The organism is Antricoccus suffuscus (assembly GCF_003003235.1).
Classification (GTDB): Bacteria; Actinomycetota; Actinomycetes; order Mycobacteriales; family Antricoccaceae; genus Antricoccus; species Antricoccus suffuscus.
Genome location: NZ_PVUE01000027.1, coordinates 17,715 through 42,713 on the forward strand (window position 1 = coordinate 17,715; position 24,999 = coordinate 42,713).

25 protein-coding genes are annotated in these 24,999 nt (G+C 66.2%); 23 read left to right on the forward strand and 2 right to left on the reverse strand.

Going from position 1 to position 24,999, the window contains the following annotated elements:
* Positions 1-75 precede the first annotated feature (75 nt).
* Genes dnaE through CLV47_RS20465 form a run of 3 tightly spaced genes read left to right on the forward strand, consistent with a single transcriptional unit; the run spans position 76 to position 5,509 of the window.
* Positions 76-3,630 (forward strand): DNA polymerase III subunit alpha, encoded by a 3,555-nt coding sequence (gene dnaE / locus CLV47_RS20455; protein WP_238145538.1) that lies wholly within the window; start codon positions 76-78, stop codon positions 3,628-3,630.
* Positions 3,631-3,683: 53 nt separating this feature from the next.
* Positions 3,684-4,820, forward strand: coding sequence for an amidohydrolase family protein (locus CLV47_RS20460; protein ID WP_170111188.1), 1,137 nt, complete (start codon positions 3,684-3,686; stop codon positions 4,818-4,820).
* Complete coding sequence (locus tag CLV47_RS20465; protein ID WP_106350984.1) at positions 4,817-5,509, forward strand: hypothetical protein; 693 nt, start codon at positions 4,817-4,819, stop codon at positions 5,507-5,509. Before CLV47_RS20460 ends, CLV47_RS20465 begins: the two co-directional genes overlap by 4 nt.
* 116 nt (positions 5,510-5,625) lie before the next feature.
* On the opposite strand, the gene CLV47_RS20470 is transcribed toward CLV47_RS20465, so the two are convergent.
* A complete protein-coding gene (locus tag CLV47_RS20470; RefSeq protein WP_106350985.1) occupies positions 5,626-6,324 on the reverse strand; it encodes an LON peptidase substrate-binding domain-containing protein in 699 nt (232 codons plus the stop codon).
* A gap of 55 nt (positions 6,325-6,379) precedes the next feature.
* Here CLV47_RS20470 and hisD point away from each other — a divergent pair, with 55 nt between their 5' ends.
* From hisD to CLV47_RS20530, 12 genes are all read left to right on the forward strand, one after another.
* Positions 6,380-7,726, forward strand: a complete 1,347-nt coding sequence (gene hisD / locus CLV47_RS20475; RefSeq protein WP_238145539.1) for a histidinol dehydrogenase — start codon at positions 6,380-6,382, stop codon at positions 7,724-7,726.
* Complete coding sequence (locus CLV47_RS20480) at positions 7,723-8,868, forward strand: histidinol-phosphate transaminase (RefSeq protein ID WP_106350987.1); 1,146 nt, start codon at positions 7,723-7,725, stop codon at positions 8,866-8,868. Before hisD ends, CLV47_RS20480 begins: the two co-directional genes overlap by 4 nt.
* On the forward strand, positions 8,865-9,473 hold the full coding sequence (hisB, locus tag CLV47_RS20485; RefSeq protein WP_106350988.1) for an imidazoleglycerol-phosphate dehydratase HisB: 609 nt from the start codon (positions 8,865-8,867) through the stop codon (positions 9,471-9,473). Before CLV47_RS20480 ends, hisB begins: the two co-directional genes overlap by 4 nt.
* The gene (locus CLV47_RS20490) at positions 9,470-9,658 is read left to right on the forward strand and encodes a hypothetical protein (RefSeq protein WP_106350989.1); all 189 of its coding nucleotides are present in this window, start codon (positions 9,470-9,472) and stop codon (positions 9,656-9,658) included. Before hisB ends, CLV47_RS20490 begins: the two co-directional genes overlap by 4 nt.
* Complete coding sequence (gene hisH, locus CLV47_RS20495) at positions 9,659-10,276, forward strand: imidazole glycerol phosphate synthase subunit HisH (RefSeq protein ID WP_106350990.1); 618 nt, start codon at positions 9,659-9,661, stop codon at positions 10,274-10,276.
* Complete coding sequence (priA, locus tag CLV47_RS20500) at positions 10,277-11,047, forward strand: bifunctional 1-(5-phosphoribosyl)-5-((5-phosphoribosylamino)methylideneamino)imidazole-4-carboxamide isomerase/phosphoribosylanthranilate isomerase PriA (RefSeq protein ID WP_202862715.1); 771 nt, start codon at positions 10,277-10,279, stop codon at positions 11,045-11,047.
* 10 nt (positions 11,048-11,057) lie between these two features.
* Positions 11,058-11,822, forward strand: a complete 765-nt coding sequence (gene hisF / locus CLV47_RS20505) for an imidazole glycerol phosphate synthase subunit HisF (RefSeq protein ID WP_106350991.1) — start codon at positions 11,058-11,060, stop codon at positions 11,820-11,822.
* 35 nt (positions 11,823-11,857) lie between these two features.
* Positions 11,858-12,520, forward strand: coding sequence for a hypothetical protein (locus CLV47_RS20510; RefSeq protein WP_106350992.1), 663 nt, complete (start codon positions 11,858-11,860; stop codon positions 12,518-12,520).
* A gap of 65 nt (positions 12,521-12,585) precedes the next feature.
* Positions 12,586-13,434 (forward strand): hypothetical protein, encoded by an 849-nt coding sequence (locus tag CLV47_RS22255; protein WP_106350993.1) that lies wholly within the window; start codon positions 12,586-12,588, stop codon positions 13,432-13,434.
* A gap of 22 nt (positions 13,435-13,456) precedes the next feature.
* A complete protein-coding gene (gene hisI / locus CLV47_RS20520; RefSeq protein WP_106350994.1) occupies positions 13,457-13,861 on the forward strand; it encodes a phosphoribosyl-AMP cyclohydrolase in 405 nt (134 codons plus the stop codon).
* Positions 13,858-15,384, forward strand: coding sequence for an anthranilate synthase component I (locus CLV47_RS20525; RefSeq protein ID WP_106350995.1), 1,527 nt, complete (start codon positions 13,858-13,860; stop codon positions 15,382-15,384). Before hisI ends, CLV47_RS20525 begins: the two co-directional genes overlap by 4 nt.
* Positions 15,381-15,971, forward strand: coding sequence for a Trp biosynthesis-associated membrane protein (locus CLV47_RS20530; RefSeq protein WP_170111189.1), 591 nt, complete (start codon positions 15,381-15,383; stop codon positions 15,969-15,971). Before CLV47_RS20525 ends, CLV47_RS20530 begins: the two co-directional genes overlap by 4 nt.
* Positions 15,972-16,126: 155 nt before the next feature.
* Here CLV47_RS20530 and CLV47_RS20535 read toward each other — a convergent pair whose 3' ends face one another.
* A complete protein-coding gene (locus CLV47_RS20535; RefSeq protein WP_202862716.1) occupies positions 16,127-17,020 on the reverse strand; it encodes an NUDIX hydrolase in 894 nt (297 codons plus the stop codon).
* 162 nt (positions 17,021-17,182) lie between these two features.
* Between CLV47_RS20535 and trpC the strand changes: the two genes are divergently transcribed.
* The 8 genes from trpC to CLV47_RS20575 form a co-directional block, all read left to right on the forward strand.
* The gene (gene trpC / locus CLV47_RS20540; protein WP_202862717.1) at positions 17,183-17,992 is read left to right on the forward strand and encodes an indole-3-glycerol phosphate synthase TrpC; all 810 of its coding nucleotides are present in this window, start codon (positions 17,183-17,185) and stop codon (positions 17,990-17,992) included.
* Positions 17,989-19,230, forward strand: coding sequence for a tryptophan synthase subunit beta (gene trpB, locus CLV47_RS20545; protein WP_106351008.1), 1,242 nt, complete (start codon positions 17,989-17,991; stop codon positions 19,228-19,230). Before trpC ends, trpB begins: the two co-directional genes overlap by 4 nt.
* Positions 19,227-20,015 carry a tryptophan synthase subunit alpha gene (trpA, locus tag CLV47_RS20550; protein ID WP_202862718.1) on the forward strand — a complete coding sequence of 263 codons (789 nt, stop codon included), beginning with the start codon at positions 19,227-19,229 and terminating at the stop codon, positions 20,013-20,015. Before trpB ends, trpA begins: the two co-directional genes overlap by 4 nt.
* A complete protein-coding gene (lgt, locus tag CLV47_RS20555) occupies positions 20,015-21,025 on the forward strand; it encodes a prolipoprotein diacylglyceryl transferase (RefSeq protein ID WP_106350998.1) in 1,011 nt (336 codons plus the stop codon). Before trpA ends, lgt begins: the two co-directional genes overlap by 1 nt.
* Before the next feature lie 5 nt (positions 21,026-21,030).
* Positions 21,031-21,723 (forward strand): class I SAM-dependent methyltransferase, encoded by a 693-nt coding sequence (locus CLV47_RS20560; protein ID WP_106350999.1) that lies wholly within the window; start codon positions 21,031-21,033, stop codon positions 21,721-21,723.
* Positions 21,724-21,768: 45 nt separating this feature from the next.
* Positions 21,769-23,193 carry a pyruvate kinase gene (gene pyk, locus CLV47_RS20565; RefSeq protein WP_106351000.1) on the forward strand — a complete coding sequence of 475 codons (1,425 nt, stop codon included), beginning with the start codon at positions 21,769-21,771 and terminating at the stop codon, positions 23,191-23,193.
* Between the two features lie 57 nt (positions 23,194-23,250).
* Positions 23,251-24,171 (forward strand): acyl-CoA thioesterase II, encoded by a 921-nt coding sequence (tesB, locus tag CLV47_RS20570; RefSeq protein ID WP_238145540.1) that lies wholly within the window; start codon positions 23,251-23,253, stop codon positions 24,169-24,171.
* Positions 24,172-24,313: 142 nt separating this feature from the next.
* The coding region (locus tag CLV47_RS20575) for a hypothetical protein (protein WP_146135474.1) at positions 24,314-24,999 on the forward strand (686 nt) is incomplete at its 3' end.

The following is a 24,999-nucleotide window of genomic DNA, read 5'->3' on the forward strand; positions in this document are numbered from 1 at the left end:
TGAACGTTCCCGATGGTGATGTTGGCGGTAGCCGATTTCCACGGCAGGTTCGGCGCAGGAAGGATCGGAATAGACGTGAGTGCAGGTAAGCAGTTTGTGCATCTGCACACGCACACCGAATACTCGATGCTCGATGGCGCGGCGAAGATCGGCGCGTTGGGCGCGCGGGCGGCGGAGTTGGGGATGCCGGCGATCGCGATGACCGATCACGGCAACGTGTTCGGTGCGTATGACTTCTACTCCAAGATCACCGCCGCCGGGGTGAAGCCGATCATCGGCATGGAGGGCTACTACACGCCGGGGTCGCGTCATGACCGGGTGCCGTTCGAGTTCGGGTCGATCACCAGTGACGAGGCCGACGAGCAGGGCAGCGGTAACAAGGGCCGGTCGGCGTACAACCACATGACGCTGCTCGCGTACTCGACCGAGGGCATGCACAACTTGTTCCGGCTCTCGTCGCTTGCGAGCCTGGAGGGGCAGTACCGCAAGCCGCGGTTTGACCGGGACCTGCTCGAGAAGTACCACGGTGGGCTGATCGCGACGACCGGTTGCCCCAGCGGCGAGGTGCCGATGTGGCTGCGTGCGGGCAAGGCGGAGAAGGCGAAGGCGGCGGCCGCGGACTTCCAGGACATCTTCGGTGCGGAGAACTTCTTCGTGGAGTTGATGGATCACAACCTCGCGGTGGAGAAGGGGTATCGCACGTCCCTGCTGGATATCGCGGGGGATCTGAAGATCCCGTTGTTGGCGACGAACGACCTGCACTACACGCACAAGGGTGACGCGAAGGCGCACGGTGCCCTGTTGTGTATCCAGACTGGTGACCGGCTCAGCAACCCTAACCGGTTCCAGTTCACCGGCGACTCGTTCTATTTGAAGTCCGCCGAAGAGATGCGGATGCTGTTCTCGGAGATGCCCGAGGCGTGTGACAACACGTTGTTAATCGCCGAGCGTAGCGAGATCGCGTTCAACGAGTCGGCGAACTATATGCCGCGTTACCCGTGCCCTGAGGGTGAAAACGAGGAGTCCTGGTTCGTTAAGGAAGTCGAGAAGGGGCTGCACTACCGGTACCCCGCGGGGATCCCGGATGCGGTGCGCAAGCAGGCCGACTACGAGGTCGGCGTGATCGCGCAGATGGGTTTCCCGGGGTATTTCCTGGTCGTTGCGGACTTCATCAACTGGGCGAAGGACAACGGGATCCGGGTGGGACCGGGTCGTGGTTCGGGTGCGGGGTCGATAGCGGCGTACGCGATGCGGATCACCGACCTTGATCCGTTGCAGCATGGCCTGATTTTTGAGCGGTTCTTGAACCCGGACCGTGTCTCGATGCCGGACTTCGATATCGACTTCGACGAGCGTCGTCGTGGTGAGGTCATCAACTATGTGACCCGTAAGTACGGCGATGACCGGGTCGCGCAAATCGTCACCTTCCAGACCATCAAGGCTAAAAACGCGGTTAAAGACTCCGCCCGTGTGCTCGATAAGCCCTATGCAGTCGGCGATATTCTGACCAAGGCGATGCCGCCGGATGTCATGGGCAAGGGTGTGCCGTTGTCCGGGATCTTCGATCCGGAGCATGACAGGTACGGCGAGGCGGGCGAGTTCCGCGGGTTGTACGAGGAAAACGCCGAATACCGCGAAGTGATCGACACGGCCAAGGACTTGGAGGGGCTGCGCCGGGGGACCGGCGTACACGCGGCCGGGGTGATCATGTCCTCGGACCCGTTGATCAACATCATCCCGTTGATGCGCCGCGAGCAGGACGGCGCGATCATCACGCAGTTCGACTATCCGACGTGTGAAAATCTCGGCCTGATCAAGATGGACTTCTTGGGGCTGCGCAACCTCACGATCGTCGACGACGCACTGGACAACATCAGGTCCAACCGCGGCGAAGAGGTCAAGGTCGAGGAGCTGCCGCTCGACGACAAGGGCGCCTACGAGCTGCTCGCGCGCGGCGACACGCTCGGAGTGTTCCAGCTCGATGGTGGCCCGCTGCGGGCGCTGCTGCGTTCGATGCGCCCGGACAACTTCGAGGACATCTCGGCGGTCATCGCGTTGTATCGACCGGGTCCGATGGGCGCGGACTCGCACAACAAGTATGCGCGCCGCAAGACCGGCCGCGAGCCGGTCGAGCCGCTGCACCCGGAGCTGGCCGACGCGCTCCAAGACCTGCTCGGCGACACGTACGGCCTGATCATCTACCAAGAGCAGGTCATGGCGATCGCGCAGAGCGTCGCCGGCTACAGCCTTGGTCAGGCGGACATTCTGCGCCGCGCGATGGGTAAGAAGAAAAAGTCCGAGCTGGACGCCCAGTACGAGAAATTCTCTTCCGGCATGGCAGACCGCGGCTATACCGCGGCCGCTATCAAGGCACTGTGGGACACGCTGCTGCCGTTCTCCGACTATGCGTTTAACAAGGCTCACTCAGCGGCGTACGGCGTGGTGTCCTACTGGACGGCGTACCTCAAGGCGCACTACCCGGCCGAATACATGGCCGCGTTGCTGACCAGCGTCAGCGACTCCAAGGACAAGATGGCGATCTACCTCGCCGAGTGCCGCCGAATGGGCATCCAGGTGCTCCCACCGGACGTCAACGAGTCCAACGCCCGCTTCACCACAGTCGGCACCGACATCCGATTCGGTATGGCGGCGGTACGCGGTGTCGGCAACAACGTCGTGACAATGGTCGCCGCGGCGCGCGAGCAGAAGGGCGCGTTTACCTCGTTCCACGACTTCCTGCGCAAGGTCGACCAGTCCGCGTGCAAGAAGAACACCGTCGAGTCGTTGATCAAGTCCGGAGCGTTCGACTCGCTGGGCCATCCGCGCCGCGGCCTCCTCGCGATTCACGCGGAGGCGATCGACGCGGTCGCCGACGTGAAGAAGCAGGAAGCGGTCGGCCAATTCGACCTGTTCGGCGCGATGGGCGGCGAGGACTCCGACGAGTCGCCGCTGGGCAATACCAACTTCGAGATCGCCATTCCTGGCGGGGAGTGGGCCAAACGCGAGAAGCTGGCATTCGAACGCGACATGCTCGGCCTCTACGTCTCCGATCATCCGTTGCAGGGGCTCGAGCATGTGCTGGCCTCGGCCGCCGACGCCAGCATCGCGAGCATCAAAGAAGAGGGCGCGTACGAGCAAAACGCGGTCGTCACCATCGCCGGGATTCTGACCGGGGTCGAACGCCGGATGAGTCAAAAAGGCCAGTTCTGGGCCAAAGCCCAGCTCGAGGATCTCGAGGGCAGTGTCGAGGTGCTGATCTTCGCGCGCACCTTTGAGCAGGTCGGTCACCTGATCCAGGACGACCAGATCGTCGTCGTCAGCGGCCGGCTGGACAGCAGTGAAGACCAGTACCGCGTACGCGTGAGTGACCTGTCGATCCCGGACTTGACGACGCAGGACTCGAGCCCGGTCACGCTGCAGATACAGGCGCTGCGGTGCACCAAGCCGACCGTGGCACGGTTGCGCGACATCCTGCGTCAGCATCCGGGCATGGTCGATGTGCATCTTCGGGTGATCAATGGCCCGCGCACGACGCAAGTCAAGCTCGATGACGGGCTACGGGTCACGCGTTCGCCGGCGCTGGTCGGTGACCTCAAGGTCCTGCTGGGCACCGACGGCTTCGTCCAGTAGCGGGCGGTCCATTAGATGACGGTGCAGTAGAGATGAAGCACGGCTGGCGGAGCGTGAGCGGCCGGCTCCTGCACCGTGGCCGGGAGGCCTATCGCAGCCCGTTTCTCGGCACGCCGATCTCGGCCCGTGGCGCCAGCGGACTGGTGCTGCGCGGCCAGGTGTGGACCGGTGGGGCCGCCACGCCGTACGACGGCGCGGTCGTGATCGACTCCGCCGGCCAGGTCGAGCGGATCGGCCCGATCGGCGAGTTGACCATCCCGGATCGGCTGCCGATCATCGGCTCACCGACCCACTGGATCGGGCCCGGGATCATCGATACCCATGTGCACCTCGAGTTCACCGCGTTGGCGACCCAGGTCTCCGGCGGCGTCATCGCCATGCGGGACCTCGGCGCGCCGTTAGCCAAGGTCAAACGATGGCAGGGTGCGGCGCGGCGCACCGGTGCGCAGCTGATTACCGCGGGCGCGATCCTGACCGCGCCGGGCGGTTACCCCGGCCAGTCATGGGGTGCAGACGGTTCGGCGTACGAAGTGACCTCGGCCGCGCACGCGGTCGATGCCGTCGGCGTGATGCACTTGGCCGGGGCGTCCTTGATCAAGGTCGCGCTCGAACCAGGTGACGGCTGGCCGACACTCTCGCCGTCGGTCGCAGGGGCGATCGTGGAGGCCGCGCACGGCCATGGCCTGTCGGTGATCGCGCACGCGCTGACGGTGGAGATGGTGCAACGCGCACTGTCGGCTCGGGTCGACGAGCTCGCGCACACGCCGACCGAGGAACTGCCCTCCCGCACGATTACCCACCTCGCCGACGCGGACATCCGAGTGAGCTCCACCCTTCAGACATTCTTCTCCGGCGGCATTGGCCGGCCGGCGCTGCACAACGCGGCGGCCATGGTCGAGGCGGGCGTACCACTGGTATATGGCACCGATCTTGGCAACTCCGGGACGGTTTCTGGTGTCGACCCGCGCGAGCTCGATCGGCTGGCGCAAGCCGGACTCGGCAGGTGGGGAGCGTTGCGTGCGGCCACCGACCGCGCCGCGCAAAGCGCCGGGATGGACCGCTCGCTCGGGTTTATCCGCGAAGGGCAGGTCGCGCGGTGCGTCGTGCTGTCCGACGACCCGATCAAAGAGCCGGGAGCATGGCGGGCGCCGACCGCTGTGGTGGTCCGTGGCAGGGTGATAAGACCATGACTGTGCCCACGCCGCCAGAAATACCCGTCTCGCCGAGTGCATCCGTTCCGCAGAGCGCACTCGGTCCCGCGAAGCCGTCGTTCTTCGGCCAGATCGTGGCTGACCTGCGCGCCGACCTCAGCCGAAACGGTCGTCGGCTCGCGCTGGCGATCGGTCTCTACGTGCTCGGCGGTATCGTCGCCGGCGTCGCGTGGGCGCTATGGGCGCCGCGCGAGCGTTTTCAGACTGTTAAAGGCGGTTACGCGTACGTCGATCTCAACGCCGAGTGGCAGGTCGGCGGGGACGTCGTACTGTTTCTGATGCTGCTGACCCTCACGCTTGTGCTGACCGTCTGGCTATGGGGTTGGGGACCGCGGCGCGGACTGGTGGCGCTGATGACGACGGTGGGCGGCTCAGTGCTCGCCGGGTTTGTCGCGTGGCTGGTCGGGATCATGGTGACCAGTAAACCGAGCGCGACCGACCTCAAGACGCTCGGCGCGGTCTTCTCGATCGACCAGCGACTGCATTCGGTGGCGATGATCCTGCTTCCCGCAGTGATCGCAGCGCTGCTGTACGTCGTGCTGGCGATGTTCTCCGGCTACGACGGGCTGTGGCGCCGCGCCGAGATCGCTCAGTTCAACGCCGCCCAAGAAAACGCCGTCGGCGGCGCGACGCCGGCTAGCAATGCACCGCTACCGCACCGCCCATGACTTCGTACCTTACAAATGTATGGTTCGGCAGCGCCGGTGACGAGATATCGCTGCCAAACAGCACAGGTGTGGGCTGCGGTCGCGACGGATGAGCGGTATTTTGTCACCGATCGCGGTTAGTTCTGACCGGACCGCGACGGGAGATCGCCCGGACCGACCGGAAGTGCCCCAAGGCGACTGATCAGCGCCAGCTCGCGGGTGAGCAGGCGGCGTTGTCGCGCCAGCCGCAACGCGTCGCTCGGGATTTCCAGGACCTTTTGCTGCTCGGCCCGCGACAGCTTGATGGCAGAGGCCATCAGCCATGACAAGGACGGCGCGTCCGAGGGCAGGTTGGCCTCGGTCACCGGAATCGTGGTCCGGCCGCGGATATCGGCCACCCCGCGCACATACTTCGCAAACAGCACCAGATTTTCCGAGGCCAGTGACTCCACGTCGTCCAGCGTCGCGGGGTCGGCCGGCTCGTCTTCGAACGGCTCCACCTTGCCGCAGACGTACGGCGTACCTTGGTCCACCAGCCCCAGCAGCCGGAACCGTTCACGGCCCAGCACCGTGACGGCGAACGTGTCGCTCGCGCCTGCCTCCTCGCGCCGCATCATCCGCACCGTCGCGGTGCAGCCCACGTCGTAGGTGTCGGGGCGGACGGTTAGGTCGGCGCTCGAGCCGCTGCGCAGTCCGATGACGCCGAACTCGCTGCCAGGCACTCGCTGCAAATCCTCAAGGAGCTGGACGTATCGCGGCTGGAAGATTCGCAGCGGCATAAGCGTGCCGGGATAGAGGATCGCTTCCAGGGGAAAGAGGGGGAGCGTCCGGTCCATTGCTACAGCCTAGGTGTGACCTATTTCGCGCTGTCCCGCGACGTACCCTGACTGGGTGACTACAAACTCGACCCAGCAGGATGTGCTGCGCACGATCGACCTTCGCGGCCAGCACTTGTCGACCGTCCAGCTACGCCAAGTAGTGCCGCGGGCGGACATCGACGTCGACCGGGCGCTCGAATCGGTGCGCCCCATCCTCGAAGATATCCGGGTGCGCGGCGTCCAGGCGGTCAAGGAGATCACCGCACGCCTTGACGGGGTCGAGCTCGACTCGATCCGGGTGCCGCACGAACGCTGCACCGAAGCACTCCAAGCGCTCGACCCACAGGTGCGCGCGGCGCTCGAAGAGTCGATCGCGCGGGCCCGCAAGGTGCACGCCGACCAACGCCGAACCGATGTCACCACCAACGTCGTACCCGGCGGCACCGTGACCGAGAAGTGGATGCCGGTCGGGCGGGTCGGCCTCTATGTGCCCGGTGGACTCGCGGTCTACCCCTCGAGCGTCGTGATGAACGTCGTGCCCGCTCAGACGGCCGGCGTCGGTTCGATCGCGGTTACCTCGCCACCACAAAAAGCATTTGGCGGCCTGCCGCACCCAACCATCCTCGCCGCGTGCGCATTGCTCGACGTCGACGAGGTGTACGCCGTCGGCGGCGCCCAGGCGATCGCCATGTTTGCCTACGGCACCGCCGAAAACGAGCCGGTCGACCTGGTCACCGGACCTGGCAACATCTATGTCACCGCGGCGAAGCGCCAACTGCGCGGACTGGTCGGCATTGACTCCGAGGCCGGGCCGACCGAGATCGCGATCCTGGCCGACGACACCGCCGATCCGGTCCACGTCGCGGCCGACCTGATCAGCCAGGCAGAGCACGACCCGCTCGCCGCGTCGGTGCTCGTCACAAGCAGCGACAAGCTGGCCGCCGCCGTGGATGCCGAACTACGCGTCCAGATCGAGGCCACCAAACACATCGAGCGCATCGGCACGGCCCTGGCCGGCGAGCAGTCCGGCGTCGTCCTGGTCGACGACATTGAGCAGGGTCTGCAGGTCGTCGACGCGTACGCCGCCGAACATCTCGAGATCCAGACCGCCGACTCGCCCGGCGTCGCGGCGCGGGTGCGTAACGCCGGATGCATCTTCGTCGGTGCCTGGTCACCGGTGTCGCTGGGCGACTACTGCGCCGGGTCCAACCATGTGCTGCCCACGGGCGGGTGTGCGCGGCACTCGTCGGGCCTGTCCGTGCAGTCGTTCCTGCGCGGCGTGCACATCGTGGAGTACGACCGTGATGCGCTGCAGGAGGTCGCCGGGCACGTGCAAGCACTCGCCAACGCGGAGGACCTTCCGGCACACGGCGCGGCCGTGCGACTGCGGTTCGAAGAACCGCGCCCCGGCCAGCGATGAGCGCGCAGTCGCGGGAGGTCGTACGCTCCCTTCTGCGGCCGGAGTTCCGCGAGCTGACGGCGTACGGCGCCCCGCAGCTCGACGTGCCGGTCCGCCTCAATACCAACGAAAACTCCTACGAGCTACCGGATGCGGTCGCGCAGTCGGTGACTGCGGCGCTGGCTGCCGAAGTCAAGGACCTCAATCGCTACCCCGATCGCGAGTTCACCCGGCTGCGTGGCGCGCTGAGCGGCTACCTCGCGACGCAGGCCGGCGTGCAGCTGGACGTCGCGCAGCTGTGGGCGGCGAACGGCTCCAACGAGGTCATCCAGCACATCTTGCAGGCCTTCGGCGGCCCGGGTCGCCGTGCGCTCGGCTTCGTGCCGTCGTACTCGATGCACGAGCTGATCTCGATCTCGACCGGGACCGGTTGGATCCGCGGCCGACGCGACGAGCAGTTTGACCTGCAGGCGGCCGACGCGCTAGCGCAGATCGCCGAGCACGACCCTGATGTCGTGTTCCTTTGCTCGCCCAACAATCCCACGGGTACGTCGATGTCGCGCGATGTCGTCGAGGCAGTCCTCGGCGCGACCCGAGGAATCGTGGTGGTCGACGAGGCATATGCAGAGTTCGCGCGCGAAGGTACGCCGAGCGCACTAGGGCTGCTGCCGGACAACCCGCGACTAATCGTGAGCCGCACGATGAGCAAGGCGTTCGCCTTTGCCGGTGCCCGGGTCGGCTATCTCGCCGCCGACCCGGAGATCACCGAAGCCATGCGTCTTGTGCGGTTGCCGTATCACCTCTCCTCCCTGACCCAGGCCGCCGCCATAGCGGCCCTCGGACATGCGGATCTGCTGCTGTCGACGGTGGATGCGATCAAGGGGCAGCGCGACCGGATCGTGCGCACGCTTGCCGATTTCGGCCTGCTGCCGGTGCCCAGCGACTCCAACTTCGTGATGTTCGGCGGACTCGCCGACGCGGGCGCGACCTGGCAGGCGCTGCTCGACCACGGCATACTCGTGCGAGACATAGGGATAGCCCACCACCTTCGGGTCAGCGCCGGCACCGAGGCGGAGACGACCGCGTTTCTCGATGCACTGCGTGACCATTTGCGCGACAATCCGCCAACTGCGAGACAACCCGTCAACAAGGAGATCGCATGAGCCGCACCGCCCGCATTGACCGTACGACGAGTGAGAGCAGTGTGCTGGTCGAACTCAACCTCGACGGTACGGGTGTCAGCGATATCGCCACCGGAGTCGGCTTCTACGACCACATGCTGACCGCGTTCTCCAAGCACTCACTGATCGACCTTGAGGTCAAGAGCAGCGGCGACATCCACATCGACGGGCACCACACCGTCGAGGACACCGCTATTGTGCTCGGCGAGGCGCTCGGTCAGGCGCTCGGCGACAAGAGCGGCATCCGCCGGTTCGGCGATGCGATGGTGCCGTTGGACGAGGCGCTTGTGCAGTGCGTCGTCGACGTATCGGGCCGGCCCTACTGCGTGCACACCGGCGAACCCGAGGGCCAGGAATACGCCGCGATCGGTGGCACCGGAGCGTTGTACGCCGGATCGTTGACGCGGCACGTGTTCGAGACGCTCGCATTCCACGCCCGGATCTGCCTGCACGTGACGGTCATCTCGGGGCGCGATCCGCACCATATCGTGGAAGCGCAGTACAAAGCGCTGGCCCGGGCGCTGCGCGCGGCAGTCGATATAGACCCGCGCGCCAGCGGAGTCCCCAGCACTAAGGGAGTGCTGTGAGCGCCGTACTTGCGGCGGGTAATCAAAGCACGATGACCTGGATCGTCGTGATTGGCCTGATGGGTCTTGCGGGGATTCTCGCCGGCGGTGCATGGCAGATGCGTGAGCACCGCGTCGTCGCTGTTGTGCTCGGCCTGGCCGCGCTGCTGGCTCTCGCCGGCGGGATCCTGTGGCAGGCCGGATAGATGACCGCACAAAAGTCGGTCGTGCTCTTTGACTACGGGTTCGGCAACGTCCGCTCCGCGCAGCGCGCGCTCGAACGGGTCGGCGCGCGCGTCGAGCTCACTCGAGATCGCTCCGCGGCGATGCGAGCCGACGGTCTCGTCGTACCGGGCGTTGGCGCGTTCGCGGCATGCATGGACGGCCTCATCGACGCCGGTGGCGACCAGATCGTCCGTGATCGGCTGGGCGTAGCCGCGCCAGTGCTGGGCATATGCGTCGGCGCACAGGTGATGTTCGAGAGCGGCGACGAGCACGGTGTACGCCGGGACGGCGTCGGGGTACTGAGCGGACAGATCGTCCAACTCACCGCGGACATCCTGCCGCACATGGGCTGGAACACCGTCGAAGCGTCCCCCCGATCCTCGCTGTTCAAGGGGATTGACCCACAGTCGCGCTTCTACTTCGTGCACTCGTTTGCGGCGCTCAGCGCCGGACCCGACACGATCGTGTCCACGACGACGTACGGCGAGCCTTTCGTCGCCGCCGCCGAGCACGGCGCGCTGAGTGTCACCCAATTTCACCCGGAGAAGTCCGCGGATGCCGGTGCCGCACTCCTTGCTAACTGGATGGACACGTTGTAGATGACTGACTCAAATATTCCTGCTGCACAAGCGATACCGCCGCGCCTGGAACTGCTTCCCGCGGTGGACATCGTCGATGGCCGCGCCGTTCAGCTGGTCCGTGGCGAAGCCGGTTCCGGTAAGACGTACGGCGAACCGTTAGCGGCCGCCGAGGGCTGGCAGCGTGACGGCGCCGAATGGCTGCACCTGGTCGATCTCGATGCGGCGTTCGGCCGTGGCCACAACCGCGAGCTCATTGCCCGCGTCGTCGGCGCGCTGGACATCAAGGTCGAGCTGTCAGGTGGCATCCGCGATGACGAGTCGCTTGAGGCGGCGCTTGCGACCGGTTGCACGCGAGTCAATATCGGCACGGCCGCGCTGGAAAATCCGCAGTGGTGCTCGAAGATCATCGGCGAGCACGGCGACAAGGTCGCGATTGGTCTTGACGTGCGCGGCGACACGCTGGCCGCACGCGGCTGGACCCGCGACGGAGGGGATCTGTGGGAGGTATTCGAACGGCTTGAGGCGGACGGCTGCGGCCGGTACGTCGTCACAGACGTACTCAAAGACGGCATGCTGCGCGGGCCCAACGTCGATCTGCTTCGTCGGGTCTGCGCCAAGACCGACGCCCCGGTCGTCGCCAGCGGTGGTGTCACCACCATCGACGACCTTGTGCAGATCGCGGGTCTCACCGGTGAAGGAGTCGAGGGCGCGATCGTCGGCACGGCACTCTACGAAGGAAACTTCACCCTGCCCGAGGCGCTCGCCGCGGTCGCCGGCGTCGGTCGCTGAGGCGGCCGAGATGACCCTGGCAACGCGGGTGATCCCGTGTCTCGACGTCGACCGTGGGCGCGTAGTGAAGGGCGTCAACTTCGAAAACCTGCGCGACGCGGGCGATCCGGTGGAGCTCGCCGCGGCGTACGACGCGCAGGGTGCCGACGAACTGACGTTTCTCGACATCACCGCTTCGTCGGACTCGCGGGACACGACGTACGACGTCGTACGCCGCACCGCCGAGTCGGTGTTCATCCCGCTGACGGTGGGTGGCGGCGTACGTACCGCGCAGGACGTCGATCGGCTGTTGCGGGCGGGTGCGGACAAGGTCGGTGTCAATACCGCGGCCATCAGCCGACCGGAGCTGATCGGCGAGATCGCGCAGACCTTCGGCGCGCAGGTGCTTGTCTGCTCGCTGGACGTACGCCGCGAACCGGGCCAGCCGTCCGGGTTTGGTGTGACGACCCACGGCGGGCGTCGCTCGGCCGGTCTCGACGCCCTCGCGTGGGGCCACGAGGTCGCCGAACGCGGGGCGGGGGAGATCCTGCTCAACTCGATGGACCGGGATGGTACCGAGGCCGGCTTTGACCTTGAACTGATCAGTGCGATGCGGGCCAGCGTCCAGATTCCGGTGATCGCCAGCGGCGGCGCGGGCAGAGTCGAGCACTTCGCGCCCGCGGTGAAGGCGGGTGCGGACGCGGTGTTGGCCGCGAGCGTGTTTCATTTCGGCCAGATGACAATCTCAGAAGTCAAGGATTCGATGGCACGACAAGGCATCGTCGTACGTCGGTAAGTCTGTAGTCGATATTCAAACCGGTAGGAGCCTCTATGACCTCGCCCCAAGACCCGAATAGCGGTCAGTACCAGGGACCGCCGACCAGCGGTCAATATCCCGCGCAGCCACAGGGTGGTTACCAACAGGGTGGTTACCAACAAGGCGGTTATCAGCAGGGCGGCTATCCCGCCGCGCCCTACCAGGGCGCCCCGGCACCGGCGTACGGCTACCAGTACCCGGGCGGATACGGGCCGGTGGGTCCACGGCCGCCACAGCGTCCCGGTGTCGCGACCGGGGCGGGCGTCTGCGGAATCGTGCTCGGCGTCGGATCGTTTGGGTACGCCGCGGCGCTGCTCATCGGGGCCGCCGCAGCGTCGGACTCGGGCGCGGACAACACGAAAGGATTTCTAGCGATCGCGTGGATCTGCGGCATCCTTGGCGTAATCGCATCGGTCTCGCTGTTTGTCGGTGCGATTCAGATGCTGTCCGGTAACAACGGCATCGTTTTGCGGCTCGGCGCCGTGGCCGCGATCATCGCGATCTGGGTTCTCGCCATCTGGGCCCTGTCGGTCCAGACCGGCGCAGGGACGGTCATCACGGTCTCCGCGGTCGTGGGCTCCATCATGCCCGCGGTCGTGCTCGGTCTGAGTCTTAGCTCGTCGGTCTCGAAGTGGATGTTGGCTAAGAAGGCATTCAAAGCCGCCGGTTATGTGTAAATCCCGGCATCACCAGTACACTTCTGAATCAGTTACTCATCTCGTTCTCACACGAAAGAACTCTCATGACGACTCCTGGCAGTGGCCCGAACACCGGCTCAGAGCAGTTCGGCAGCAACCCCGCGGGCAATAACCCGACGGGCAACAACCCCGCTGGCGAGAACCCGGCTGGCTACACCCCGCCGCCGGCGACGGGGGAGCAAGGTACGCCGCAGGGTTACGGGCAAGACCAGACCCAGGCCTACGGTCAGCAGCCGGCGTATGGCCAACCCGACTATGGACAGCCGCAAGGACAGCAGCCGGCGTATGGCCAGCAGGACTACGGGCAGCCGCAGGCGTATGGTCAGCCGGGCTACGGACAGTCGCAGGGTCAGCAGCCGGCATACGGTCAGCAGGGTTATGGCCAGCAGGGCTACCCGGGCCAGCCGGTGTATCCGGTCGGCTACCAGCCCGGTTACGGCGGCCCATCGGGCCCGCAGCGCCCAGGGGTCGCCACCGGCGCTGCGATCGTCGCGATCGTGCTCGGCGTTATCTACGGACTGTGGGGCGCGATCTTCCTGATCGGCTCGGCCGCCGTCAGCGACTCGGGGCTGAGCGGCGGCGACGTCGCCTTCGCATGGATCTCCTCGATCTTGCTACTGGCGGGCGCGATCATCATGTTTGTCGGCGGGATCCAGTTACTCAGTGGCAGCAACGGCATGACCATCAAACTTGGCGCCGCCGTGACCGCGCTCGCGGTTGTCGTCTTCCTGATCTGGTCACTGATCTCGAGCAACGGCAACGGCATCGGAACGGTCATCGTCGTCACGATTATTGGGCTGATTGGCCCGGCTCTGGTGTTCAGCCTGTCATCCGGCGGCGCGGTCACTCAGTGGCTGCAGCACAAGAAGGCGGTCTCGTCTGCCGGCTACTGACCGGCAGGGGATGATAGAGGGTATGTCAGCCCGAGTTTCCGTAGAACAGTCCAATCTCGACCCCCAGATCCGCGCCGCGCTCAAGCGCGACGATGCCGGGCTGGTCGCCGCCGTCGTGCAGCAGCACGACACCAAGGCGGTGCTCATGGTCGGCTGGATGGACGACGAGGCACTGCATCGCACGCTGACAACGGGCCGCGCGACGTACTGGTCGCGCAGTCGGCAGGAATACTGGGTGAAGGGCGATACCTCCGGGCACATCCAGCACGTCAAGTCCGTGTCACTGGACTGCGACGGTGACGTCGTACTCGTCCAGGTCGACCAGGTCGGCGCCGCATGCCACACCGGCACGGCAACCTGCTTTGACGGGCGCGCGCTTGCCGTAACGACCACCGCACTCGACAACGCTGCCGAGGGCGCTAAATGAGCACACTTGGCACGATCACGCCCAGTCGCGAGGAGTTCGCGGCCAAGGTGCGCACACATCGGGTCGTACCAGTCAGCAAGACGCTGCTTGCCGATGGCGAGACTCCCGTCGGCGTCTATCGCAAGCTTGCCGGCGGCACCGGCACGTTTCTGCTGGAGTCGGCCGAACGCGGACACTCCTGGTCGCGCTACTCCTTCGTCGGAGTGCGTGCCCCGGCGACGCTGAGCGAGCGTGGCGGGCAGGCCGTGTGGACCGGCGATGTCCCGCGAGGCCTGCCCACTGAGGGTCCGGTGCTCGACGTGCTTCGCCAGTCATGGCACGCGCTGCGCAGTCCTAAGGACGACGCGCTGCCGGCGGTCGCTGGCGGGCTGGTCGGCTACCTCGGGTACGACGTGGCCGCGATGATCGAGCCGATCGGTCACCGGGCCGTCGACGACCTGGGGATCCCGGTGCTGTCCATGCTGCTGGTCAGCGACGTAGCCGTCGTCGACCATCACGATGGCACCGTCACGCTGGTCGCGACCGAGTTCGTCGATACAGACATGAGCGCGGCCGAGATCGATGCGGCGTACGACGACGCGCTCGCACGAATCGACGCCATGACAATCGACCTGGCCAAACCTTCGCCGGCTCCGGTGGAGATCGTCTCGGACGGTCCGACGCCGACCCCGCAGTCGCGCACGCCGAGCGGCGACTTTCAGCCCGCCGTGCGCAAGGCCTTGGACGCGATCGTCGAGGGCGACGTATTCCAGGTGCAGGTGAGTCAGCGGTTCCAGGTGCAGACCAACGCCGATGCCATCGACATCTACCGGATCCTGAGACTGCTCAACCCGTCGCCGTACATGTACTTCCTGCGCGTGGACGGTTTCGACATCGTCGGCTGCAGTCCCGAGGCGTTGGTCACGGTGACCGGCGACGAGGCCGTCCTGCACCCGATCGCCGGCACTCGTCGTCGCGGCGAGACCCCCGAACGCGACCAAGAGCTCGCCGACGAGCTCGTCAACGACCCCAAGGAACGCGCCGAACACGTGATGCTGGTCGACCTTGCACGCAACGACCTCGGTCGGGTCTGTCACCCGGGCAGCGTGCATGTCACCGAGCTCGGCGCGGTCGAGAAATACAGCCACGTATGGCATATCGTCTCCACCGTCGTCGGCGAAGTGGCAGCGGACAAGGACGCGTTCGACGTGCTGCTGTCGTGTTTTCCGGCGGGCACGCTGACCGGCGCGCCAAAGGTCCGTGCGATGCAGCTCATCGACGAGCTCGAGCCAGTACGCCGGGGGATCTACGGCGGCTCGGTCGGTTATCTGTCCGCGGCCGGCGACATCGACATGGCCATCTGCATTCGTACCGCTCTGGTGAAGGACGGCGTCGCACACGTGCAGGCGGCGGGCGGAATAGTCGCCGACTCCATACCTCACCTTGAGCAGCAGGAAAGCGAAAACAAGGCCCGTGCCGCGCTGACCGCTATTGCTACCGCTGAGCGGCTTCGACCAGCGGTGTCGGAATCCGTCGCACGGTGAAGCGTCTCTACTCGATCTGCCTGGCGGGACTGATAGTTGCCGCCGGCCTGATCTTCTTCGCCACCAGCCAGGAGTGGGTGCTCGTCGCCGTACCTCAGCCGGCGCCGCTACCGAGTGGCCTGAAGTCGGCGACCGGAAGTGGCGTACTGCCCGGCTTGACGGCGGTCGCAATCGTGTTGCTCGCGGCGGTGGTCGCGGTGGCGGCGACCCGGCGGATGGGACGCCGACTCGTCGGCGCGCTCGTCACCGTCTGCGGCATCGTGGCCGTGGTACTCGTCGTACCGTTCCTGACCGGTACGCCGGCATCGGTCCTCGCCGACGTCCGCAGCACCGGAACCAGCGTTGAGAGCGGACACGGAACCCCGGCGGCGTACCCACCATGGCTGGCCCTGGTCGGTGCGCTGATCGCCATCGTCGTCGGAGTCGCGATAGCGGTTCGAGGTCCGTCGTGGTCGAAGATGGGCAGCAAGTACGAAGCTCCGTCCGCAGCGGGCAAGCCGGCCGATCGCGAGGCGCCGCAAGGTTCGGAGCCGGTGAACCATCGCGACGCGTGGAACTCGCTCGACCAAGGCATCGACCCGACCTAGCGCAGGTCACCACCTCGGATTTCGCAACTCCACACATGTGACGTTTCGCAGCGCCGCTGGCGAATTCTTCCTGTTAAATGGCACAGCTGTACGATCAGGGGACCACTCGGACTCGACCGCTGCTTGTCGTGGTTGCTGGCTTGAAGGGCGAGCAGTTACGTCGGGACGCCGTCGCGCAGGTGAAGGGTGGCATCGGGTTTACGCGGTGCCACCAGCCCGAGGCGGCGGGCGTTGAGCGGCGAAACCAGCTCGGCGGCCTCGTCGGGCGTGCACCAGCGCGCGCCGGTGATCTCGCGCAAGTCATAGACGAGCGTGTCGAGGTACGCCGCGTCGTACTCGCCGCCGTCGTACAGCAGCTCGATTGCATCGCCCCATCCGAGGTACGGCGGCAGCCAGTCGAGCACCAGGAGCCGGCCGATCTCGATGTCGACCCCGATCTCCTCGAGGACTTCCCGTTGCGCGGCATCGACCGGGTTTTCACCCGGCTCCACGATCCCGCCGGGTAGTTCCCAGTCTCGTTTGAACGTCGTCTTGCACAGCAGGATCCGGCCGTCCCGGTCACTCATCACCACGTGCGAGATCAGCCGTTTCTTGGGCAAGACCGAGTCGAGCATATGCGTGTAGCCAGCCGGGGTATCGGTGGCCGGATCGCCTGCCACAGCGGCGAAAATCGCCGCATCGACAAGTTCGGTATCGCGCCGGATCGACTGCCGGGCGATTCCCTCGCGCCGGATGCCGGTGCGCATGGCGATACTGACCGCGCGTGGGTCGTCGGCCGGCACGGAGGTCTCGACCCGGCTGAACCCCTGGTTGTCGAGGGCCCGCCTGATCAACGCGCGCAGCGCCCCGGCGTACCCGCCGATGGACACCGACGGGTCGGCGACCCAGGAGATCGCGGCGACGCCGTCGCGAACCTTGGTGACCGTTGCGGTGCCCACACACGTGCTGCCGTTGAACAGCTCCACGTCGGCGTACAACTCGTCCCGTCCGACCAGCTTGACTGAGACGTCCGCGCTCGTGCTGGCCAGCACCGACCAATCTTGGCTCATGTACCTATCCGATCATGCCAGGCAACCGGGCGCACGCCGTGGTTGCACATCAGGGTGGTTGCGCGAGTCGAATTCGGCGTGGCTACTGTTGTTTATACCGAAATCCGGTGACCGCGCGCGTTGTTAATCAGCGCCGGACACTCGCCTCTGAAGGGACCACGAGTGAACGTGCTTGACGAGATCATCTCGGGGGTTCGCGAAGACGTCGCCAACCGTCAGCAGGTGGCTCCTCTCGCCGAGTTGAAGGCGCGCGCGCAGGACATTGCACCCGCACTGGATGCCATGGCTGCCTTTCGTCGTGATGGTGTCGCGGTCATCGCAGAAGTGAAGCGTGCAAGCCCGTCGGCGGGTGCGCTCGCCGAGATCGGCGATCCGGCCTTACTGGCCGCCGACTATGAGGCCGGCGGGGCGCGCGCGATCAGCGTGCTCACTGAAGAACGTCGCTTCGGCGGGTCGCTTGCCGATCTCACCGCGGTGCGCAAAGCGGTGTCGATTCCCGTGCTGCGTAAGGACTTTGTTGTCTCGTCGTACCAAGTGCACGAGGCCCGGGCGTACGGCGCCGACCTGGTGCTTCTCATCGTTGCGGCGCTCGAGCAGCAGGTGCTCGTCGGCTTGCTGGAGCGCGTCGAGTCGCTTGGCATGACCGCACTGGTCGAAGTGCACGACGAATCCGAGGCCGACCGCGCTCTGCAGGCCGGTGCGTCGTTGATCGGTATCAACGCGCGCAACCTCAAGACGCTCGAGGTCGACCGGTCGATGTTCGAACGTATCGCGCCCGGGCTGCCCAGCAACGTCGTCAAGGTCGCCGAGTCGGGCGTACGCGGCCCGCACGACCTGATCTCGTACGCCGGCGCCGGCGCCGACGCGGTACTGGTCGGACAGGGCCTGGTCACCTCCGGAGACCCCAAGGCCGCCGTGTCGGCATTGGTAACTGCAGGACAGCACCCCGCGACACCAGGGACGTGCCGGTGAGCGACCAGCACAGCCCCGAATGGTCGGCTCCGCTGCCCGGTGAGCCCAACGCCGCCGGTTATTACGGACAGTTCGGTGGGCGGTTCATCCCTGAGGCCTTGATCGCGGCGACCGAGGAGCTCGACGACAACTACCGCAAGGCGATTGCCGATCCCGAGTTCGTCGATGAGTTCCGCTCGCTGCTGCGCACGTACGCCGGCCGCCCGAGCCTGCTGTACGAAGCTAAGCGGCTTTCTGCCGAGCTCGGCGTACGCGTCCTGCTCAAACGCGAAGATCTCAACCACACCGGCGCACACAAGATCAACAACGTCCTCGGCCAGGCGCTTCTGACCAAGCGGATGGGCAAGACGCGAGTCATCGCCGAGACCGGAGCCGGTCAACATGGCGTCGCGACCGCGACCGCCGCGGCGCTCATGGGCCTCGACTGCACCGTCTACATGGGCGAAGTCGACACCGAGCGGCAATCACTCAACGTCGCGCGGATGCGGCTGCTCGGGGCCGAAGTAGTCGCCGTCCGATCCGGCTCGCGCACCCTCAAAGATGCGATGAACGAGGCATTCCGCGACTGGGTGGCCAGCGTCGAGACCACCCATTACGTCATCGGCTCGGTCGGCGGACCGCACCCATTCCCGGCCATGGTCCGCGACTTCGCGGCCGTCATTGGTGACGAGGCGCGCGCACAGTGTCTCGACCTGCTCGGCAAACTGCCCGACGCCGTACTGGCCTGTGTCGGCGGCGGTTCTAACGCGATCGGGATCTTCAAGGCGTTCATCGCCGATGCCGGGGTCGAGCTCTACGGCTTGGAGGCCGCCGGCGACGGCGTCAACACCGAGCGGCACGCCGCCACACTGACTCGTGGTGACGTCGGCGTACTGCACGGCGCGCGGACCTACGTGCTGCAGGACGAGGACGGCCAGACGCTTGAGTCGCATTCGATCTCGGCCGGTCTTGACTACCCGGGAGTCGGCCCCGAGCACGCCTTCCTGAAGGAGACCGGCCGGGCCCGCTACCTGCCGATCAGTGACGCCGAGGCGATGGACGCATTCGCTCTACTGTGCCGTACCGAAGGGATTATCCCGGCGATCGAGTCCTCCCACGCGCTCGCCGGCATCCCGCTGGTGGCCTCTCAGCTCGGTCCGGACGCGGTCATCCTCGTCAACCTCTCCGGTCGTGGGGACAAAGACGTCGCGACGGCGGGCAAATGGTTCGATGTCATCGGCGTCAGCAGGACTACGTGAGCAAGGTTGACGCGGTCTTCGAGGCCGCCCGCAGCGACAACCGTGCCGCACTGGTTGGTTACCTGCCGGCCGGGTACCCGTCGAGAGCCAACTCCGCGGACTGCTTCAATGCGCTCATCGACAACGGCTGCGACATCGTTGAGATCGGGCTGCCGTACTCCGACCCGGTGATAGACGGGCCGACTGTCCAGGCTGCGGCCGATCAGGCGCTGGCCGACGGCACCAAGATCGTCGACGTGCTGCGGATTGTCTCTGAAGTCTCCGACGCCGGTGGTGTCGCGGTCATCATGTCCTACTGGGCGCCGATTGTGCGGTACGGCGTCGACCGGTTCGCGCGCGACCTCGCGTCGGCCGGGGGACAGGGGATCATCACACCGGACCTGATTCCGGATGAGGCTGCCGAATGGATAGCCGCGAGTGATGCGCACGGGCTCGACCGGATCTTCCTCGTCGCGCCGTCGTCGCGGCCGGACCGGCTCAAGATGACCGTCGAGAACTGTCGCGGGTTTGTGTACGCCGCGTCCACGATGGGCGTCACTGGTGCTCGTGACACCGTTGGTGCCGGGGCGGCGGAACTTGTCCGGCGTACCAAGGAGTTCACGGACCTACCTGTCGGCGTGGGACTCGGCGTACGTACGCCGGAGCACGTTCGTGAGGTGGGCGCGTACGCCGATGCCGTGATCGTCGGATCGGCTCTGGTCAGTGCCGTCGCGTCCGATCCGGCCCACCCGGCGCACGCGGCCGGGGCGTTCGCGGCCGACCTCAGCAAGGCGACCGGCCGCTGATGCACACCATGCTGGCGACGTCACTTGCGTCCATCCCGAGTCCGACGGTCGGCGCGATCCACCTCGGGCCGATCAAGATTCAGATGTACGCCATCTGCATCCTCACCGGCGTAATCTTCGCGATCTGGCTCAGCGGCAGGCGGCTGGTGGCCCGCGGCGGTGCGCCCGGGGAGATTCTCGACCTCGCGGTGTGGGCCGTGCCTTTCGGTTTGATCGGCGGCCGGCTCTACCACATCTTCACGACACCCGAGCCTTACTTCGGCAAGAACGGCCACCTGATCGACATCTTCAAGGTGTGGAACGGCGGACTCGGGATCTGGGGCGCGATCGCGCTCGGCGCGGTCGGTGCCTACATCGGCGCCCGCAAGGCGAAGCTTCGGATGGCCGTCGTCGCCGACGCGATGGCGCCGGGCATCGTGATTGCGCAGGGGATCGGCCGGATCGGCAACTATTTCAACAACGAGCTGTACGGCGGCGCCACCAACCTGCCGTGGAAGCTCGAGATCTACGACTACGACCTCACCAAAGGCGAGGCGATCCGCGATGCCGCCGGAAACCCGATCGTCAAGGGCTACTACCAGCCCACGTTTCTCTACGAGCTGATCTGGGACGTCGCCGTCGGCTGTGTGCTGTTGTGGCTGGACAAGAAGTACAAGCTCGGCCGCGGCCGGGTGTTCGCGCTGTACGTCGCGCTCTACTGCCTCGGCCGGCTAGGTGTGGAGAAGTTGCGCACCGACCAGGCCGAGATCATTCTGGGGCAGCGGCTCAACGTGTGGACGGCGCTCATCGTCGGCCTCGCCGGGCTGGTCGTGTTTTTCGTGCGCAAGGGCCCGCGTGAGACGTCGGCGTACGTCGACGGCAGAGCGCCCGTCGTGCAGACTCCCGCCACCGACAACGACAGCCTCGACGCGGCGGGCCAGGATGCCTCTGAGGGGCCCGACGCGACAGCGGATACGGCGCCCGATCCGCCGCCCGACCCACCCGATCCGACTGACCCACCCGACAAGTAGAGCTCATGAGCGCCGTCATCAGGTCGCCCAATATTTGGGACTCTCCGGCGGTCTACGAGATCGAAAACCACGCCGTGGATCCCGATGGCCGGCTGCTGCGGCAACTGCGCGCCGGGCATGACTGGACCGCACAGGCCGTGCTTGACATCGGTTGCGGCACGGGCTTTTATCTGCCGACGTTTGCCGGGTCCGCGCGGCAGGTGATCGGCGTTGAGCCGCATCCGCCGCTGGTCGCCGGTGCACGACGGCGGGTGCGTAATGCCGGACTGGCGAACGTCGATGTGCGGGCCGGCACCGCGCAGCAGTTGCCGGTGCCGAACTCCTCGGTGGACGTCGCGCACGCACGGTGGGCATATTTCTTCGGCCCGGGCTGTGAGCCCGGCCTGATCGAGCTCGATCGGGTGATGCGCCGCGGCGGTACGGCGTTCATCATCGACAACGACGCGAGCCGGTCCACCTTCGGCGGCTGGTTTCGGCGGGCCTGGCCGCAGTACGACGTGCGCGCGGTCGAGACCTTCTTCTCCAGCCGCGGATGGGCCCGCCAGTCGATCGACATGGGCTGGCGCTTCTCGCGGCGTACCGACTTCGAGTCCGTCGTACGCATCGAGTTCGCCCCGGCGCTGGCCGCGCAGATCATCGCCGAACACGCCGGGCTCGACGTGGACTACGCGGTCAACCTCTGGATCAAGACTTTTTGAGGCGGTGACCCGATTCCGACCTGGCGGCGTGGCTAGGCTGGGGATATGACTCGCCGCGCGAAGATCGTCTGCACACTCGGCCCGGCGACATCGTCGTACCGTGACCTCAAAGCCCTGGCACTCGCCGGGATGGACGTGGCGCGTCTCAACTTCAGCCACGGCACCTATGCCGACCACCGCGCGAGCTACGCCGCCGTACGCCGGGCAGCGGGTGAGTGTGGCCGGCCGATCGGCGTACTGGCCGACCTGCAGGGCCCGAAGATCCGGCTCGGCACCTTCGCGGACGGCCCGGTGCGCTGGGAGACCGGGGAGCGGGTCGTGATCACCACTGACGACGTGGTCGGCACGCACGACCGGGTCGGCACGACGTACGAGCAGCTCGCGCAGGACGTGCGCCCCGGTGACCGGTTGCTCATCGACGATGGCAACGTCGCGGTCGAGGTGGCCCGGGTGTCCGGAAACGACGTCCAGGTCGTGGTGCGTGAGGGCGGCGTCGTCAGCGATCACAAAGGGCTGTCTCTACCGCACGTCAACGTCAGTATCCCGACGCTGTCGGACAAGGACGCCGACGACCTGCGGTTCGCGTTGGAGCTTGGCGTCGACATGGTGGCGTTGTCGTTCGTACGCCGGGCCAGCGACGTCGATCTGGTGCGCGACATCATGTCCGCCGCTAACGTGAGCGTGCCGGTGATCGCGAAGCTGGAGAAGCCGGAGGCGATCGCGGAGCTGGATGCGATCGTTCAGGCCTTCGACGGCGTGATGGTCGCGCGCGGCGATCTCGGCGTGGAAATGCCGCTCGAAGAAGTCCCGCTCGTGCAGAAGCGCGCCATCCAGACCGCCCGCGAGAAGGCCCGCCCGGTCATCGTGGCGACGCAGATGCTCGAGTCGATGATCACGCACTCGAGGCCTACCCGCGCCGAGGCCTCCGATGTCGCGAACGCGATCTTGGACGGCGCCGACGCGGTGATGCTCTCCGGTGAGACGAGCGTCGGCAAGCACGCCGTGGAAGCGGTACGCACGATGGCCCGCATCATCGACGCGGTCGAGAGTGCCAGCACCCGGGTACCGCCGCTCGAGCACGAGCCGCGCACGCGGTCCGGCGTCATCGCGCTGTCGGCCAAAGAGGTGGGCGAGGCGCTCGGCGCCAAGGCGTTGGTCGCATTCACCACGAGCGGAGACACCGTACGCCGCCTTGCGCGCCACCACACAGACCTGCCGCTAGTCGCCTTCACCCCGAACATCGCGGTGCGTAACCAGTTGGCGCTGACGTGGGGGGTGACGACGTACATCGTCCCGCAGGTGACGACGACGGACGCCATGATCGCGCAGGTCGATGCGGCGCTTATTCAACTCGGCACTCGGCAACCGGGCGACCTAGTCGTCATCGTCGCGGGCAGCCCACCGGGAACGCAGGGCTCGACGAACCTCATTCGCGTCCACCGGCTCGGCGAGGGCGCGACCAGCGGCTGATGCCGCGTACCCGATAATGGGGTGTTCACATCTCGTACAACCCATTGGAGGAAACCCGTGAGCCTGACTGGTGACACTGGGCCCGCGCTTCGGCATCCTGCTAAGCCCGGTGAGGAAGGCCAGTCTGCCGTCGACGGGCTCGTCCGACTGCTTGATCTCGAGCAACTTGAGCTCGATCTGTTTCGTGGCAAGAGCCCGCAGTTGACGATGCAACGGGTATTCGGCGGCCAGGTTGCCGGCCAGGCACTCATCGCTGCCGGGCGCACCGTCGCCGAGGACCGCAACGTGCACTCGCTGCACTCCTACTTCCTGCGCCCCGGGGATCCAGAGGTGCCGATCATCTACCAGGTCGACCGGGTTCGGGACGGGCGATCGTTCACGACGCGCCACGTCGAGGGGATCCAGCACGGCAAGGTGATCTTCACGCTGTCGGCACAGTTCCAGCTTCAGGAGAAGGCGGTGTTCGAGCACGGTGACCCGATGCCCGACGTACCGGATCCGGAGTCGCTGCCGCGGTTCAAGGAACTCATGGCGCCGTACGCCGGCACCTTCAAGCCACCGCAGGTCGACCTCCCGCGGCCGATCGACATGCGCTACGTCTCGACGCCCCCGTTTGCCCGGACCGGACCGGGCGAGCCGTACAACACCATCTGGATCAAGGCCGATGGGAAGTTGCCCGACGACCGGCTGATGCACATCTGCGCCCTGACCTATGCCAGCGACATGACGCTGCTCGACTCTGCGATGAGCCCGCACGGCGTCTCGTGGGCGCGTGGCGAAGTGGTGGGGGCGAGCCTGGACCACGCGATGTGGTTCCACCGGGCATTCCGCGCCGACGAGTGGATTCTCTACCGATCCACGTCGCCGTCGGCCTCCGGCAACCGCGGGTTCTGCACCGGCCAGCTGTGGTCGCAAGATGGCCGGCTCATCGCCTCGGCAGTGCAAGAGGGCGTCGTACGCTCCACCAAGAAGGACTGACCGACCCCGCTTACGGTGGCGTCGTACCCCGTCATCCGTGACAAATAGCCCGGCCATTCGCGGCAAAATACGCTGATATACAAGGAAAGAAGACCCGCTCAGGCCTTGCGGTAACGCACCCCGGCGCGATACGATATAGCACATGCGTACGAGGAATAAGGTTCAGGCGGAACGGACACGACCACGCCTCGACCTGCCCTCGACACCCGCCGCAACCGGCGAGACGGCCCCGCCCACGACACAAGCTCCGGCGGACCTACCGCTCCCGCCGATAGGACCGGTCACGAAAGCCGAGACGTTCACGGCGACCCTCACCCAACTGGTCGACATCGAACACGCCGAAGCACTCCTCTACCGCGAGAAGCTCGCCCTGCGCAGCATCCTGCTCAGTACCGCCGACTACCAACTCATCGACCCCTCCGCCGTGCCCGGCAGCAGTCGCCGGCATGCGCGGGTCGACTGCCCCGACATCGGGTCCGACACGTGGCTGCAGAACATTGACCTCGCCGCCGCCGAACTCGCCACCGCCACACACATCAGCACCGGTACCGCGAAAAACCAGCTCGCCACCGCCAGCTACTACACCCGCCACTACGCCGTAGCGGTCGCCAGTCTCGACCCCGACGGAGACCCCTACCGCGGAATGACCGCGCACAAGCTGGACCTGTTCACCGAGCACACCACCGACCTCACCAACACCGAACTGCAGAAGGTCACGGCACGGGTCCTGCCACACGCGCACACCGACACTCCCGGCCAGTTCGCGCGGCGTATCGAGAAAGCGGTCATCGCGGTCACCGGCACCAGTAAACAGAAACAACGCCGCGC